Source organism: Stappia sp. BW2, assembly GCF_008107695.1.
GTDB lineage: Bacteria > Pseudomonadota > Alphaproteobacteria > Rhizobiales > Stappiaceae > Roseibium.
In genome coordinates, this window is the sequence record NZ_VIRG01000066.1 from 1,415,547 (window position 1) to 1,430,393 (window position 14,847).

Below are 14,847 nucleotides of genomic sequence, written 5' to 3' on the forward strand. Positions count from 1 at the left end.
CTCAATCAGCTACGTATTCAGGCATCTCGGCAGCATCCAGTGCCTGTGCCAGACGGGCTTCTTCGCCGAAGTATCTGGCGCGTTCCCAGAATTTCGGCCGGCCGATACCCGTCGCACGGTGGCGTCCGATGATCTTGCCGTTGGGGTCTTCGCCGACGATGTCGTAGAGGAAGACGTCCTGGGTCGTGATCACGTCGCCTTCCATGCCCATGACTTCCGTCACATGGGTAATGCGGCGGGAGCCGTCGCGAAGGCGCGCAGCCTGAACCACCACATCGATGGAAGAGACGATCATCTCGCGCAGGGTTCTGGAAGGAAGCGAGAAGCCCCCCATGGTGATCATGGATTCCAGACGGGACAGGGCCTCTCGGGGGGAGTTGGCGTGCAACGTTCCCATCGACCCGTCGTGACCGGTGTTCATGGCCTGGAGAAGGTCAAAGGCCTCCGGGCCACGCACTTCGCCCACGATAATCCGTTCAGGACGCATACGCAGACAGTTCTTCACGAGATCGCGCATGGTGATCTCGCCTTCCCCTTCCAGGTTGGGCGGACGCGTTTCCAGGCGCACCACATGCGGCTGCTGCAACTGCAACTCGGCACTGTCTTCGCAGGTGATGATCCGTTCGGTGTTCTCGATAAAGGCTGTCAGGCAGTTCAGCAGGGTCGTCTTGCCCGAGCCGGTACCCCCGGAGATCAAGACGTTACACCGCGAGCGGCCAATGATCTGCAGGATCGTTGAACCTTCCGGCGTTATCGATCCGAACTTCACAAGCTGTTCGAGGGTCAGCTTGTCGCGTTTGAACTTACGAATGGTCAGTGCAGGACCATCGATGGCAAGCGGCGGGGCAATGACGTTGACACGAGAGCCGTCGGGGAGACGGGCGTCACAGATCGGACTGCTGTCATCGACGCGGCGGCCAACCTGGCTCACGATGCGCTGACAGATGTTCATGAGCTGTGCATTGTCGCGGAACGTGACCCCGGTCTGTTCGACCTTGCCCGAGGTTTCAATGTAGACCGTGTGCGCACCATTCACCATGATGTCGGCGATGTCGTCGCGAGCGAGCAGCGGTTCGAGAGGTCCGTACCCCAGAACGTCGTTGCAGATGTCTTCCAGCAGGTCTTCCTGTTCGGAAATCGACATCACCACGTTTTTCAACGCGATGATGTCATTCACGACATCGCGGATCTCGTCGCGGGCATCTTCGGCATCAAGACGGGCGAGCTGCGACAGGTCGATGGCCTCGACCAGTGCGTTGAAGATCTGGGCCTTGGTCTCGTAATATTCGCTGTTCTTCTTGCGAGCCGCCGGTGCGGCCGGTTGAGGCTCGGGCGGCGGCGGAGGGGCCGCAGGTGTCTCCGGCTTGGGAGGTTCGGTCTGGATATTCTGCGGCGCCGGTTGTTCCGGCTGTTTCGCCTGCTCCACCGGCGCAGGCGAATCCTGCAGCCCAGGTACGCCACCTGGCTGAAGGGTCTGGGGTCCAGACGATGAGCTGCCACGTCTACCAAACATAACGAACTATCTGCTCCGCTCTCAGGCCGGTCTAGCCGGCCTTCCGCTTCAATTTCGACAGCAATCCACCGAGGCTCGAGCGCGACGCCTTGACGGGCTGCGCCTTGCCGGAGACGGTATGTGCCAGATCGTCAAACACGCGAGAAATCGCATGTTTTCCATCAACTTCACCTATCATTTGCCCGTTGTTGGCCGCGGTTCCGAAAAGATGCGGCTCGAACGGGATTGTCGCATGCACCGACAGGCCGAGCGCGCTGGCAAATTCTTCCGGCTTGATCTCGGGGCGCTTGGGAACATTGACCTTGTTCATGATGAGATGCGGCGGGCGGTCGTTCGGCCGCAGCTGCTTCAAGATGTCGACAACGTTCTTTGCATTGCGCAGGTTGGCCAGATCCGGTTCCGCGACAAGGACGATCTCGTCGACCCCGAGCAGCGTGTTCTTGACCCAGGCATTCCACGCGTGCGGCACGTCCAGCACGACACCCGGTACGCCGGCCCGCATTGTCTCCACCAATTGGTCGAAAGACTTCTCGCTGTGGTCGTAGGTGCGCTCGAGCGTGGCTGGTGCGGCCAGCAGGCTCAGGTTCTCGTTGCATTTGGACAGAATTCGGTCGAGATAGGTTTCGTCCAGACGCTCCGGGGAAGACACTGCTTCAAAAACACCCTGCAAAGGGTCCAGATTGTAATCCAGCCCTGCGGTGCCAAATGGCAGATCGAGGTCCGCCACGACGACTTCACTTTGAAAGACACGGGCAAGGGCCCAGGCACCGTTGTGCGCAATCGTCGAGGCTCCGCAGCCGCCCTTGACACCGAAGAATGCAACGGTGCGGCCGAGCGGTTCGGCATCGGGATCGGCATAAAGACTGGCGATGGTGCCGATCAGCTGGAACACGCTGACCGGTGTGATCAGATACTCACTGACACCGCGGGAAATCAGATCGCGATACAGCGTCACGTCATTGACATCGCCAATGACAATTACCTTGGTTCCCGGATCGCAAAATTCGGCCAGATGATCGAGGCTCGACACAAGATCTTCACGCCTGCCGGATGTCTCAACAAGAATCAGGTTCGGTGTCGGAGCTTGCTCGAAGGTTCCGATCGCGGCCGGGATACCGCCCATTTCCAGTTTCAGATGCGCCTTTGCCATGCGCCGATCTTCCATGGCCGCCTCCGCCACCTGCATGGTAGCGTCGGTCAGACAGAAGCCGTGCACAGTGATGCGCGGAACCGAGCCGATATGAAGACCGGCGTCGCTTTCTGCGTAGCTGTGATCCACAGGCTCGGAAACAGGCTGCATATAGCCGGACGTGTCTTTAAAATCTGGGTTGGCACTCATCGCTATCCCCTAGTTATCGGCAATTTCAGCGCCGACACCTTCTTTGAAGTCACCTGCCGTGACCTCGCCCTTCCGGTATTTTTCTATGACCACCGCACGCCGGCCCTGATCGGACGGAGCGGATGCTCTCGGTGTGATCAGGTCGGACGGATTGTCGACCATCACCGCCAGGTTCGCCTGGGTGGCACAACCGAAGTTCTCGTAATTGATGTTTTCGCCGAAGCCGCCACCGATGTTTCTGGGCCAGGCCCCGCATTCTCCCGCTGTCGCCTGCATACGCGCGTAGGACAGGCGTATCGGTGCATCTGCGCCTGGGTCGCCCACGGCATAGGTTCGTGTGCTGATCCTGTTCCTGGAAACACCACCACGCTGCAGCGCCTGACGGATCTTGGGTGTTATCGAATGAACCGCCGCTTCATTGGCCCCGCCTGAGGGGACGAGGATCTCGACGGATCCGTCACCCTTCTGCCGGGACTGCTGACCAAAGGCAGCAACGGTGCCTTCAATCGGTCCGTTCAGGTTACGGGTGTTCCGTCCGATGGGAAGATCCAGCGTTTCCGGTTCTTCGGTGATCACGATCGGGTGCATCAGCCTGTAGTCGTGGGACGCCAGCATCTGGCTCGTCGACTGCGACTGGTTCTGGCAGCCGGCTGCGATCAGACACCCAAAGACCACAAGGCCTGTTTGCGAGAGCGTCTTTGCGCGGACTGTTTTCAACATGTTCATCCGTCCGTTCTCACTTGTAGATAAAGCCGACCTGACCGTGATAGTTGCCTTCGGCAGCGGCTCCGGTCGGGTTGTAGATCTTGTTCAGCCGATTGAGGAAAATCGTTTCGGCATCTGACGGCGCCATCAGGTTCTTGTCCGGGCGCTGCAGCTTGCTGACTGCAACCGGCTGAACCACGTAAGGCGTTACGAAAACAGCCAGTTCTGTCTGTTCACGTAGAAAGTCACGGCTCTTGAAGAGCGCGCCGAGAATGGGGATCTGCATCAGGCCGGGAATACCTTCGATGGCTTGCTGATAGGATTCCTGCAGGAGACCCGCCATCACCAACGTGCCACCGGATGGTAGTTCCATGGTCGATTCCGCGCGGCGTACCTTCAGCGCGGAAATGGTGATCCCACCGGCCGAAACCGCACCATCGTTGCTCAGTTCGCTGACCTCGGTTTTCACGCGCAGACTGATCCGGCCCGCGGACAGAACCACGGGCGTAAAGTCGAGCCCAACACCGAATTTCTTGAACTCGACGCTGAGTTCGCCGTCTTTCTGTGAAATCGGGATTGGAAATTCGCCGCCAGCAAGAAAGCTTGCATTCTCACCGGAAATCGCGGTCAGGGTCGGCTCGGCCAAAGTGCGGATGACGCCCTCACGCTGCAGGGCTTCCACCTGGGCGGTGATGCTACTTGCGCCAGAAGCGAACTGGGTCCCGCCGACAGCCTGGTTCACGATCGTCGGGTTTACGGTGAAGTTCGGCAGGCTTGACATGAAGGGCGTGAAGTTGCCAACGCCAATCGTGCCCTGAAACTGAACCCCGAGCTGCTTGATGATCGAGCGCTCGACTTCCGCAACTGTCACCTTGAGGTGAACCTGGTCCTTGCCGGCGACCGAGATAAGGTTGACAATTTCGCTTGCACTGCCGGCCCCTTGAAACTTGGCGGCAATATCTGCTGCCTGCTGGGCTTCCAGCGTGCTTTTGGCCGTCCCGCTGAGCACCACACTGCCGTTGATCGATTCAGCGGAAATATTCGATCCGGGGATCAGCTTCCGGATAATCCGGGTGATATCGGACGTGTCCTTTTCAACCCGGACATCGAAACTCGCCAGCTCTCGACCACTTCGACTGAACAGAACAAGACGCGACTGACCCGCGGTATTGCCAATCACAAAGATACGGCGAGGCGTTCTGAGAACCGCATCCGCGATTTCCGGATTGGACACCAGCACATCCGCCGCGTCTTCGGCGAGGTTGATCACAACCGAGCGGCCGACGCCAACGTTGAGGATACGGCCTGTTGCCCGCTCGCCTGCGGCGATATGGACCTGACTTGGAAAATTGCCTTCGGCCTGTGCTGCCGGAGCGGACAGTCCCGTCAGCCCCCCGAGCAAAACCACGGTGGCAGCCAGCTTGTAAAGATAATGTTTCATCGCGCCCCTCTTGCCGGACGTTCTGTTTTCAACCGGGTTCATTGCGCACCTGCCTGGCTTGTCACGCCGTATTTCACGTAGCTGACACCACGGCGGCGACCGCCGTCATCTTCTGCGTCGTCAGCGGAATCCTGGGCACTTCGCAATGCGAGTGCGATCGTGCCGATCTGCTGCGACTGGGCAATCACCTCCGACTGAGGCAAAGTCAGCTCAAGCGTGGCCGTCCGTTTGGGAGACAGGTTCTTCTGGTCTTGCTCGCCAGCGGTCGTGCTGTCGATAGCCAGGACACGAATGTTTTCCAGGATGGTTTCACTGTGAGCGCTGGTGTCCGACCGGCGGGTCAGGATCACGTCTACCTTGTCGCCAGGCAGGATGAAGCCGCCAGCGGTTGTTTCGGCCTCGACACTGACTGCAATCGCGCGTTTGCCCTTCGGCAAGATTGCGGCCATGAACCCTTTGTCGGTCGTGATAAGACGCTCCGGGCGAATGGGCTCACCAGCAAAAATCGGCGCCCGGGCGATTCGGCCCTTATATTCCTCGTTAGCCAGAGGAGCGGCCTCTTTCGTCACGGCGCCGAAGGGAACCGCATCTTCGGGCCAGTTCGCCCAACTCATGTCGTCCGGCGTAAGCTTCGAACCGAGCGCAATGTCCCTTTCGGCCACCAAAACCTGCGTTTCGGCCTGCTTGACGGCAGGAGCCTGTGCGGTCTGCGGCTCCGCAGGCTTGTTACCCGACATCATGACCATGCGGAAGGCGATGATGCCAGCCGCTACAGCAATTGCCAGGACGAAAATTCGCGCGATTTTCATGACCAAAACCCAATATTTCCATGCGCACATGCGCTGTTCCTGACTAGGATGACGGGTAATTGGTCAAAACATGGTTAATCAGATGTGGATGTTTTCGGTTAATATTCGTTAACTTTACTGAACACCTTCTTAAATCGCTGCAATCTGCAACGTTTACAGTGTCACCTGACACCCCGATCAACTTCGTGGACGCTATTTTTTTTGCTTTAAGCGATTTAGGGAAGTCCCTTGGGCAGGTCGAATGCGTCAATAACCGTGTTCGCTCACCATTCATTACCGGCCGCAGGCAATCGGCCCGCCTCGACGCAGAGACCGGTTTGCGCTTTCTAACTACATGAGTGTGCGGCAATGCCAGGAGAAGTCGGGGCGAGCGGTATCGCTGGAGATACGTCGGTGCAGAAACGTTCGCTCAGGAGGAACTCAGCGGATGAGCTCAAACCAGTAGGTGGAAGAATACACCTGAAGACCGGCAATCGCGATCGCAATGCCGTAGGGAATGCCGCTTTTGTTGTCATGAAGGCGAGCGAACCATTCCTGACGATAGAGAACAGCGGGCACGACGCTTTGCTGACGTATGACCAAAAGACCTAAGGTCAGTAACATGCCATAGACAGAAACAAAAATAACGAACATCAGCAGTTGCTGGGAAAAACCGATCCACAAAGCGATGGCGCTGATGAACTTGACGTCCCCTCCCCCCATCCAGCCAAAGGCAAAAAACAGGAAACAGGGAGCGAAGATGACCGCGAATGCGAGCGCATGCATACCCCAGGCCTGCAACGGCAAGCCGGTCGCAACCGCCAGGATGGCAAACCCCACGATTAAAAGTAGGGATACCCGGTTCTGGATGGTCATTGTCAGCAAATCGGACGCGCCACCAAAAGCGACCAACATTGGAAAAATGACGAGAATTGCAGCCTGAACCATGGAAACTTCGTCTCTTCGGAAACCTTATGCCAAAACGTTAGGGAGCAGAGGTTAATATTTCGCGGAAACCAACCCTTGAAGTACAAAAAACGGGCGGAAAATCCGCCCGTTCTTGTTCGCACTCGTCAACAGCTTGAGCTGCCAAGAGCCGACAATAAGCCTAACCTCAGACGCAGCAGGTTTACTTAACCGCGGTAGCTGCGCCGGTCATCTTAGTCTGGATCGTCGTGAAGATCGCGCTCAGCGACGTACCGGTTGCAGTCACTGCACCGACAATCACGATGGACAGCAGGCCAGCGATCAGGCCGTATTCGATTGCAGTTGCGCCAGATTCGTCGTTTGCGAAACGTTTGATAAGAGATTTCATTTGCTTTGCTCCAAGTACCACTGAATTGACAGCTTCAAGTCCGTCGGATCTTTTTTGTCCGATTGGACATGGGCTCACCCTAGGACAGAGAGCTTTCCAACCAGTTAAATTTACTTCCCCCACAAAAAATAATACTGACAATTATCACTATAGTTAACAATATGTATAAATAAAATTTTATTAATACAGTCAGCGAACCTTAATAAAAATTGCAGAAATTTAAATATACCTCAAAATATCTTACAATTTTCAAAATTTTTCCTATTCACTTTCTAGTTCCTGACCAGATCTTAGCACCGTTTATACGTGGATTTCTTATCACTATATTCCATCAGCCTCCATGGCTGATCTGTTTGCATAGAAAAAGACCCGACGCGCACGAATAACGGTAAACCATTCGAATAACCGGACGGAAAAGCAAAACAAGATACGCCCATACTTCCTTCGAAAGGCTGTTAGCAGATCGTTCACCACGTTCGACGCATGATGTTCTAAGAAAATGCACAATTGGAGTATCCATAGGCATGTTTGCGCAGCTAATCAGATGGACGGGCCTGTTTGCGGTTGTCTTGAGCACGACCGTAGCGGTCGCACAGGATGGCCCCGTGCTCGTCACGGTGGATCGCGCCAAGGTCTTCCGGATCGAAGATGGCGCCGCCGCCGTAATTGTCGGCAATCCCTTTATCGCGGATGTCGCAATGTTCGATGCGAACACCGTTGTCATTACGGGCAAGAGCTACGGAACCACAAATCTTGTGATCCTGGATGGCGACAACAAGCCGATCGTGGATGAAGTCATTACGGTGAAGGCGTCCGATGACGACGTGGTCTCAGTCTACAGGAAAGTCTCACGGGAATCCCTGTCCTGCAATCCATCGTGCGAACCAGTTTTGCGCTTGGGAGACTCGACCGAGACATTCCAGGCAACTGCGGGCCAGGCTAGCGCGCGCAACGACTTGGCGACCAAAGCGGCCGGCGGGAAGCAGTAACGGAGTAGTCACCGAATGCGGTTCTTGAAGAGGCTCCTCACATCGAGACGAAAAAGAAGGCGTACAGCCTTCGGAAAGAATGACAGCGGCGCAACGGCCCTCGAGTTCGCGGTTCTCGCGCTTCCCTTTTTTACGCTTGTGCTCGCGATCCTTGAAGCTGGCCTGTACCATTTCGTGAACCGGATGTTCGACAATGCTGTGATCACTGCGTCCCGTGAAATCCGCACCGGCCAGGCCCATGACAGCGGTTTTAACGCCGATACCTTCAAGACACATATTTGCGACAACCTGCCGGATTTTCTGTGTTCCATGGACCGGCTGGTGGTCGATGTCGACAAGGTCGAGAGTTTTGCCTTGGCAAAATCTGCGAGCGAGAGCCTTTACGATAAAGACGGCGATCTGAAGGAGGACTCCAATTACGAAGATGCCGGACCGGGGGAAATCGTTGTTGTGAACGCCATTTACAAGTGGCCTATGATCACATCAGTTCTGGATCTCAATCTCGCCGATCACGGCAACGAGCGTTATCTGACCTCTACCATGGTGTTTCGAAATGAACCCTGGAACTAAGACACGTCCTCGTTTCATATCCCCCCAGCACTGGCTTGCCGGACTGAAAAGCATCGGCACGGACAAGCGGGGCGTGTCCGCGATCGAGTTTGCGATGGTCCTGCCTTTCATGCTGATCCTGCTGATCTTCATGGAGGAAGCTTCCGGCACACTGGATCATAACCGTAAGGTCAGTCGCATCGCCAATTCTGTCGCCGACCTTGTCGCCCAAGGCCAGACCGTTACGCCTGCCGACCTCAAAGCGATGATGCATATCGGCGGCAAGATCCTTGATCCTTATCCAGATACCAACCTGGAAACGATCGTGGCCAGTGTTACTTTCGACAAGAAAGGCAATCCTGCCGTCGATTGGAGCTATTCCTCCAAGGGAGGGTCTTCCTGGCCGAAAGGCTCCAAGCCGCCGATCGAACTTCCGGATGCGGTGGCCAAGCCTTTGACCTCTATTGTTGTGACACAGGCCAACCTCAAGTATGCGCCGCCATTTGCAGGCATTTTCACTGATTATTTTGCCAGGGATTCCTTAATCGATCTGAGCGACACCTTTTACCTCCGGCCGCGCTTGACAGACACTGTCAAATGCCCGGACTGCTGAAGATATAAGGCAAGGCTCGCCAGTCGGAGAATACAGTGCTGGCACCTCCTGGCCTGCTCTGACTTTCGCTGTTTCAATCGACAGAACGCCTGCCTACGCTAACTCCCGTATTTTTAACGTCGCACATTCCGGCTACTCTGCCGGCAATGCTGCGTCGCAATATGCGCTTTTGAGTATGGGATTTTTGAACCGATGGCGACTAACAAGACTTACGATCAGATCAAGGTCGGCGATACCGCGGAAATCGTGCGGGAATGCTCTTCCAACGACCTTCTGGTTTTTGCGCACGCATCCGGCAATCACAATCCGATACACCTGCCTGACACGGACTGGACCGGCGACGGTCATGTCGACAAACCCGTTGCGCCGGCGATGTGGGTCGGTGGGCTTGCCTCAGCGGTGCTCGGCAACATTCTTCCCGGGCCCGGGACAATCTACAAGGCTCAGTCGTTCCGTTTTATTGGCGGAGCTGCGGTCGGCGACAAACTGCATGTGAGGGTCACCGCAACCGAAAAAAGACCGAACAATATCGTCCTGTTCGATATGTCGGTGACGCGGGGAGACGGCACCCGCCTTGTTGAAGGCGTTGCCGAAGTCGCCGCGCCGACAGAGCTCATCGAGTTCGATTCCAGCGACATTCCGGCGATCCTGGTGCAGCGGCACCGGCACTTCAACCGGATGATCGAACTGGCCAAGACCCTTCCTGCCCTGCCGACCGCGGTGGCTGCGCCGGACGACCCCAACTCGCTGGAAGGTGCCTTGATGGCCGCCCGCGAGGGGCTGATCACCCCCATCCTCATCGGAGCGAAAAACCGGATTGAAGCGGCGGCCAGAGAACTTGACGAAGACCTTGGTCCCTATGAGCTGATCGATATCGAAGATGAAATGGAAGCGGCCGGCCGAGCCGTTGCGCTGGTGCATGAAGGCCGGGTCAAGGCCGTAATGAAGGGCCATCTTCACACCGACCATCTTCTTCATCACGTGGTCAAACGCGATGGCGGGCTCAGAACCAAACGGCGTATCAGCCACGTCTTTGTGATGGATATTCCCGGCCGCAAAACCCCGGTCCTGATTTCGGATGCGGCAATCAACATCACGCCCGACCTCAATACCAAGGTCGACATCACGCAGAACGCCATTGACGCCGCCCTGTCTCTCGGCCTGGAAATGCCGCGCGTTGGCGTTCTGTCCGCAATTGAAACTGTAAACCCGGCGATTCCGTCCAGCCTTGATGCGGCGGTCCTTTCCAAGATGGCCGAACGTGGCCAGATCACCGGTGCAATCGTCGACGGCCCCTTGGCGATGGACAATGCAATCGATGTTCAGGCAGCCCGGACCAAAGGAATTACGTCTCTGGTTGCCGGACATGCAGAGGTTCTGATCGTACCGAACCTGGAATCGGGCAACATGCTGGCGAAGGAATTGACCTTCATCGCTCATGCGGAAGCTGCCGGCCTTGTCATTGGCGCCAAGGTTCCCATCATGCTGACCAGCCGGGCCGACGACAGCCGGGCCCGCCTCGCCTCCTGCGCGCTTGCCCTGCTCTATATGCACTGGCAGGCGACCGGCGCTCCGGCGGGCATTCTCGACAGGGAAGGTGACGGATAATGGACCCGGTCATTCTTGTCCTGAACTCGGGCTCATCGTCTATCAAGTTTACGCTCTATTGGGGAGAAGCTGTTCAGTTCAAAGGGCAGATCTCCGGCCTGGGGGCCACGCCGCGTATTTCCCTTGCCTCGCGGGTTTCCGATACGAAAGTGGACCGGGCACTTACAGCGGACGAAGGCCGGAGCCACGGGGCTGCACTCGCTGCCCTTCTGCCGGTCCTTGAACAGGAACTCGGTGAGCGTGATGTCGATGCTGTCGGCCACCGGGTGGTCCATGGCGGCGTATCTCACACCGAACCTGTTCGGCTGACGGAAGAGGTCCTGGCGGATCTCAAGGCGCTCGAACCGCTTGCTCCCCTGCATCAACCGCATAATCTGGCCGGGATCGCTGCCGCCCGGGAGGCCTTTCCCGAGGCCATGCAGGTCGCCTGTTTCGACACAGCGTTCCATCGCAGCCACCCATGGGTCAACGATACGTTCGCCCTACCCCGGCCGTTCTATGACGAAGGCGTGCGCCGTTATGGCTTTCACGGTCTGTCTTACGAGTACATCTGCTCGTATCTGAAGCGGACGCATCCGGAGATCTATGCCGGCCGGCTGGTCGTGGCACATCTGGGCAACGGCGCTTCCATGTGCGCCATTCGCGAAGGCAAGAGCATCGGCTCGACCATGGGCTTTACCGCGCTTGACGGCTTGCCGATGGGCACGCGCTGCGGCCAGCTCGATCCCGGTGTGGTTCTGTATCTGCTGACGACCAAGGGCATGAGCCCCGACGCTGTGTCGGATCTGCTCTACAAGCAGTCAGGCCTCAAGGGGCTTTCCGGCATCAGTCAGGACATGCGCACCCTGACGCAAAGCGCCGATCCGAAAGCCGCGGAAGCGATCGATTATTTCGTCTTCCGCATCCGGCGGGAACTGGGAGGCATGGCTGCCGTTCTGAGCGGCCTCGACACTATTGTCTTTACCGGCGGCATTGGAGAGAACTCGGCCCTGATCCGGGAGAAGGTCTGCGAAGGACAGCAGTGGCTTGGCCTTGAAATCGATCCGGCCCGGAACCAGGCGAACGCAGAGGTTGTCTCGGCAGATACTTCCCACATCAATATTCTGGTTGTCCCGACCGACGAAGAGGCCATGATCCGGCGTCACACCGAAGAACTGCTAGGCAACAGCTGCTGACGACAGGCCATCGTTCTGCCGGTGAACAGCGATCCGTTCACTGGCCCGGAGGGTCCAGCAGCGCGGCATAGTCGTTTTCATAGGTGCGCAGAACAGGCCGATAATCGGCGTGCACCACAGGCTCGAACCCGCCCGGCAAGTCCGGCTCAATGGCCAGATAGGCGTCGGGAGCTTCCCGGCGCATGTCCATCAAACCTGCCCTGAGACGCCGTTTCAGCACATCGGGCAAATCCTTGCGCACCGTGTGGGCTGAATAGGGGATCGGCGGCGAGCGCCACACGATTTCCAGATCCTTGAAGCCGCGTTCTCCCGACACGTAAAAATCGTTGAGCGTGCCGGCCGTGTAGCCGTTCTTAGCCTCACCTGCCAGCGTCGACCACGCCAGAGCTGCATCGACCCGGCCATCCAGAACGGCACGAATGCCTTCGACCGGATCCTTCACTTCGACAAGGGTACTGAAGTGCACACGCGCATCGACACCGTCCGCCGCCAGATTGGCAAGGGGAACGCGGTAACCGGTCACGTTGTGCGTGCCGCCGACGGCAAGACGCTTCCCCTTGAGGTCAGCCAGGGTCACCTGCTCAGCACCTCGCTTGGCGACGAGAACGGCATAGAACCGGGCCGGGAAATCATCCGGAGCCGCAGTCACCAGCGGCTCCACGCAACTGCAAAGCTGATACACAGCAGCATAAGCTGAAGGCGAAAGGCGAGCGTAATCGATCTTTCCGGAAGAGAGCGCCTCAACTGCGTCGGCCATGGTGTCCATCAGAAACAGATCCACCGGCAGATCGGCAATTTCCTCCAGAGCAAGACGAAATGGCTCCACCCGGTCACGCGCGCCCTCGTCAGAGGCAACCACCACGCCGAGCCGCAACCGGTCGGGCATGGCTTGCGTCTCTTCTGCGTGGGCGGCAGCGGTGAACAAGACCGCCGCCAAAAGAGGGGCTATCCATCGGAAAACGCACTTCACAAGCGCCACATTGCCGACATAACCTTCTGATGAAACTTGCAAAATATTATCTCGCCTTTTGAACAACTTCCGCCAGAAAACCGGATCGGCCACATGAGCGATGCTATCACGACCGTTGTCTTCGATATAGGGAATGTCCTGATCGAATGGAATCCCGAATATCTCTATCGTGAGCTCATTCCCGATGCTGACGCACGCGAAGAGTTCCTGGCGACGGTCTGCACGATGGAGTGGAACCTGCAGCAGGATCTCGGCCGGCCCTGGGCCGAGGCCGTGGAAGTCCTGTCCCGCCAGCATCCGGACAAGGCAGAGCTTGTTGCAGCCTACGACGAACGCTGGCACGACATGGTGCCAGGTGAAATCCCCGGCACCCCTGACTTGCTCGCACAGCTCAAGGCCCAAGGCACCCCGCTCTACGCGATCACCAATTTCTCGGAAGACAAGTTTGCACAGACGCAGGAACGATTCCCGTTTCTAAAAACCAGCTTCCGCGACATCGTCGTCTCCGGCATTGAAAAGGAAATCAAGCCAGGGCTGCGCATCTACGAAATCTTGCTGGAACGCAACGGGCTGAGGGCAGAGAACTGCCTTTTCATCGACGACAACCAGCATAATGTCGAAGCCGCCCGCAAGGCCGGCATGGCGGCGCATCACTTCAAGGGGGCTGAGGGACTGCGCGCTGATCTCAAACACTTCGGGCTGCTGAACGGATAATCGTTCCAAAGCACAAGCGGTCTATCGGCCTGTGGCAAAGGAGAGGTCTTATCCCTCGAAGCCTTCCAGCACATTGACGCAATTGGTGCCCAATGCCTCGACGGCGTAGCCGCCTTCAATCACGAAGATGGTGGGAACGTCGACCTTGGCCAGCCTTTGTCCAAGCCGGATATAGTCTTCGCTCTTGAACTTGAAGCCGGAGATCGGATCCTTCTCGTAGCAATCCATGCCAAGCGAGACGATCAACGCGTCTGGTTTATAGACCAGCAGCCACCTGCAGGCTTCCTCAAGGGCCGGCGTATAAGCGTCCCAGTCCGTGCCGAGCGGCAAGGGCCAGTTACGAGTAAAGCCGGTGCCAGCATGTTCGCCGGTCTCATCGGCAAAGCCGAGGAAATAGGGATACTCGTTTTTCGGATCGGCGTGGATCGACAGAAACAGGACGTCCGGCCTGTCATAAAACAGCGCCTGGGTACCGTTGCCGTGGTGATAGTCGACATCCAGAATCGCGACCCGGTGCAGACCGTAGTCGCGCAGATACTGGGCTGCAACGGCGGCGTTGTTGAAGAAGCAATACCCGCCGAAGAAATCATAGCCGGCGTGATGTCCCGGTGGCCGGCAAAGGGCAAAGGCCGATTTCTCCCCATCGAGCAACATTCGGGCTGCCGTCAGCGCGGTGTCCGCGGACGCTCGTGCAGCTTTGTAGGTGTTTTCGCCAAGCGGCGTACCGGCATCCATCGAGTAGCGCCCAAGCAGACCGTCGATATGTTCGACCTGAACATCGTGGCGCAGGCTGCGGATGGGCCAGACGAAGGGAAAGGCTTCTCGTATCCGTCCCGCAGCCGTCCATTTCTCCCAGAAGCTTTCCAGAAACGAAACGTAGTCGGGTGAGTGCACCCGGTGCAACGGGCGGACGGGGAATTCTTCCGGCGCAACGATCTCGCCGACATTGCGCTGCTGCACAGTCTTGAGCACGATTTCGGCACGGCTCGGTATTTCGACAGCGGGCTTCAGTTCGCCATCGGAAATTTCCTGCGCCGGTGCATGCGCAAGCTGGGTGTCTGAAAAAACCGTCTTCACGAGTCGCCCCCAAGTCCCCTGTTGTCTCACACCGCTGAGCTACTGTAACCC

15 protein-coding genes are annotated in these 14,847 nt (G+C 57.4%); 6 read left to right on the forward strand and 9 right to left on the reverse strand.

Features of this window, described 5'->3' with window-relative positions; translation table 11 throughout:
* Nucleotide 1: 1 nt before the first annotated feature.
* From FMN63_RS17990 to FMN63_RS18020, 7 genes are all read right to left on the reverse strand, one after another.
* Entirely contained in the window at nt 2-1,513 is a 1,512-nt protein-coding gene (locus tag FMN63_RS17990; protein WP_286192680.1) for a TadA family conjugal transfer-associated ATPase, read from the reverse strand.
* 31 nt (nt 1,514-1,544) lie between these two features.
* The gene (locus tag FMN63_RS17995) at nt 1,545-2,852 is read right to left on the reverse strand and encodes a CpaE/TadZ family protein (protein WP_148585463.1); all 1,308 of its coding nucleotides are present in this window, start codon (nt 2,850-2,852) and stop codon (nt 1,545-1,547) included.
* A gap of 9 nt (nt 2,853-2,861) precedes the next feature.
* Nucleotides 2,862-3,572 carry a CpaD family pilus assembly protein gene (locus FMN63_RS18000; RefSeq protein ID WP_209001161.1) on the reverse strand — a complete coding sequence of 237 codons (711 nt, stop codon included), beginning with the start codon at nt 3,570-3,572 and terminating at the stop codon, nt 2,862-2,864.
* 16 nt (nt 3,573-3,588) lie between these two features.
* The gene (locus tag FMN63_RS18005; RefSeq protein WP_209001162.1) at nt 3,589-4,998 is read right to left on the reverse strand and encodes a type II and III secretion system protein family protein; all 1,410 of its coding nucleotides are present in this window, start codon (nt 4,996-4,998) and stop codon (nt 3,589-3,591) included.
* A gap of 38 nt (nt 4,999-5,036) precedes the next feature.
* On the reverse strand, nt 5,037-5,807 hold the full coding sequence (gene cpaB / locus FMN63_RS18010; protein ID WP_148585465.1) for a Flp pilus assembly protein CpaB: 771 nt from the start codon (nt 5,805-5,807) through the stop codon (nt 5,037-5,039).
* A gap of 420 nt (nt 5,808-6,227) precedes the next feature.
* Nucleotides 6,228-6,734 (reverse strand): A24 family peptidase, encoded by a 507-nt coding sequence (locus FMN63_RS18015; protein ID WP_148585466.1) that lies wholly within the window; start codon nt 6,732-6,734, stop codon nt 6,228-6,230.
* 181 nt (nt 6,735-6,915) lie between these two features.
* Nucleotides 6,916-7,101 (reverse strand): Flp family type IVb pilin, encoded by a 186-nt coding sequence (locus tag FMN63_RS18020; RefSeq protein WP_148585467.1) that lies wholly within the window; start codon nt 7,099-7,101, stop codon nt 6,916-6,918.
* 524 nt (nt 7,102-7,625) lie between these two features.
* On the opposite strand from FMN63_RS18020, the gene FMN63_RS18025 reads away from it, so the two are divergent.
* From FMN63_RS18025 to FMN63_RS18045, 5 genes are all read left to right on the forward strand, one after another.
* The gene (locus FMN63_RS18025) at nt 7,626-8,090 is read left to right on the forward strand and encodes a pilus assembly protein N-terminal domain-containing protein (RefSeq protein ID WP_148585468.1); all 465 of its coding nucleotides are present in this window, start codon (nt 7,626-7,628) and stop codon (nt 8,088-8,090) included.
* A gap of 15 nt (nt 8,091-8,105) precedes the next feature.
* Entirely contained in the window at nt 8,106-8,660 is a 555-nt protein-coding gene (locus FMN63_RS18030) for a TadE/TadG family type IV pilus assembly protein (RefSeq protein WP_148585469.1), read from the forward strand.
* A gap of 109 nt (nt 8,661-8,769) precedes the next feature.
* On the forward strand, nt 8,770-9,252 hold the full coding sequence (locus FMN63_RS18035; RefSeq protein ID WP_209001163.1) for a hypothetical protein: 483 nt from the start codon (nt 8,770-8,772) through the stop codon (nt 9,250-9,252).
* Nucleotides 9,253-9,444: 192 nt separating this feature from the next.
* A complete protein-coding gene (locus FMN63_RS18040) occupies nt 9,445-10,860 on the forward strand; it encodes a bifunctional enoyl-CoA hydratase/phosphate acetyltransferase (RefSeq protein WP_148585470.1) in 1,416 nt (471 codons plus the stop codon).
* A complete protein-coding gene (locus FMN63_RS18045) occupies nt 10,860-12,035 on the forward strand; it encodes an acetate/propionate family kinase (RefSeq protein ID WP_148585471.1) in 1,176 nt (391 codons plus the stop codon). Before FMN63_RS18040 ends, FMN63_RS18045 begins: the two co-directional genes overlap by 1 nt.
* 37 nt (nt 12,036-12,072) lie before the next feature.
* On the opposite strand, the gene phnD is transcribed toward FMN63_RS18045, so the two are convergent.
* Entirely contained in the window at nt 12,073-13,098 is a 1,026-nt protein-coding gene (gene phnD / locus FMN63_RS18050) for a phosphate/phosphite/phosphonate ABC transporter substrate-binding protein (RefSeq protein WP_148585472.1), read from the reverse strand.
* Between phnD and FMN63_RS18055 the strand changes: the two genes are divergently transcribed.
* Nucleotides 13,099-13,719 (forward strand): HAD family hydrolase, encoded by a 621-nt coding sequence (locus tag FMN63_RS18055; protein ID WP_148585473.1) that lies wholly within the window; start codon nt 13,099-13,101, stop codon nt 13,717-13,719.
* Between the two features lie 48 nt (nt 13,720-13,767).
* Here the strand turns inward: FMN63_RS18055 and FMN63_RS18060 are convergent, their stop codons facing one another.
* Nucleotides 13,768-14,796 carry a histone deacetylase family protein gene (locus FMN63_RS18060; RefSeq protein ID WP_148585474.1) on the reverse strand — a complete coding sequence of 343 codons (1,029 nt, stop codon included), beginning with the start codon at nt 14,794-14,796 and terminating at the stop codon, nt 13,768-13,770.
* Between the last annotated feature and the right edge of the window lie 51 nt (nt 14,797-14,847).

What these genes read in the sequence shown, in the direction of transcription:
- FMN63_RS18015 (WP_148585466.1), bottom strand. Translation starts at nt 6,734, where the DNA reads ATGGTTCAGGCTGCAATTCTCGTCATTTTTCCAATGTTGGTCGCTTTT.
- FMN63_RS18045 (WP_148585471.1), top strand. Translation starts at nt 10,860, where the DNA reads ATGGACCCGGTCATTCTTGTCCTGAACTCGGGCTCATCGTCTATCAAG.
- FMN63_RS18040 (WP_148585470.1), top strand. Translation starts at nt 9,445, where the DNA reads ATGGCGACTAACAAGACTTACGATCAGATCAAGGTCGGCGATACCGCG.
- FMN63_RS18000 (WP_209001161.1), bottom strand. Translation starts at nt 3,572, where the DNA reads ATGTTGAAAACAGTCCGCGCAAAGACGCTCTCGCAAACAGGCCTTGTG.
- FMN63_RS18020 (WP_148585467.1), bottom strand. Translation starts at nt 7,101, where the DNA reads ATGAAATCTCTTATCAAACGTTTCGCAAACGACGAATCTGGCGCAACT.
- FMN63_RS18030 (WP_148585469.1), top strand. Translation starts at nt 8,106, where the DNA reads ATGCGGTTCTTGAAGAGGCTCCTCACATCGAGACGAAAAAGAAGGCGT.
- cpaB (WP_148585465.1), bottom strand. Translation starts at nt 5,807, where the DNA reads ATGAAAATCGCGCGAATTTTCGTCCTGGCAATTGCTGTAGCGGCTGGC.
- FMN63_RS17990 (WP_286192680.1), bottom strand. Translation starts at nt 1,513, where the DNA reads ATGTTTGGTAGACGTGGCAGCTCATCGTCTGGACCCCAGACCCTTCAG.
- FMN63_RS18055 (WP_148585473.1), top strand. Translation starts at nt 13,099, where the DNA reads ATGAGCGATGCTATCACGACCGTTGTCTTCGATATAGGGAATGTCCTG.
- FMN63_RS17995 (WP_148585463.1), bottom strand. Translation starts at nt 2,852, where the DNA reads ATGAGTGCCAACCCAGATTTTAAAGACACGTCCGGCTATATGCAGCCT.
- FMN63_RS18005 (WP_209001162.1), bottom strand. Translation starts at nt 4,998, where the DNA reads ATGAAACATTATCTTTACAAGCTGGCTGCCACCGTGGTTTTGCTCGGG.
- FMN63_RS18025 (WP_148585468.1), top strand. Translation starts at nt 7,626, where the DNA reads ATGTTTGCGCAGCTAATCAGATGGACGGGCCTGTTTGCGGTTGTCTTG.
- FMN63_RS18035 (WP_209001163.1), top strand. Translation starts at nt 8,770, where the DNA reads ATGCTGATCCTGCTGATCTTCATGGAGGAAGCTTCCGGCACACTGGAT.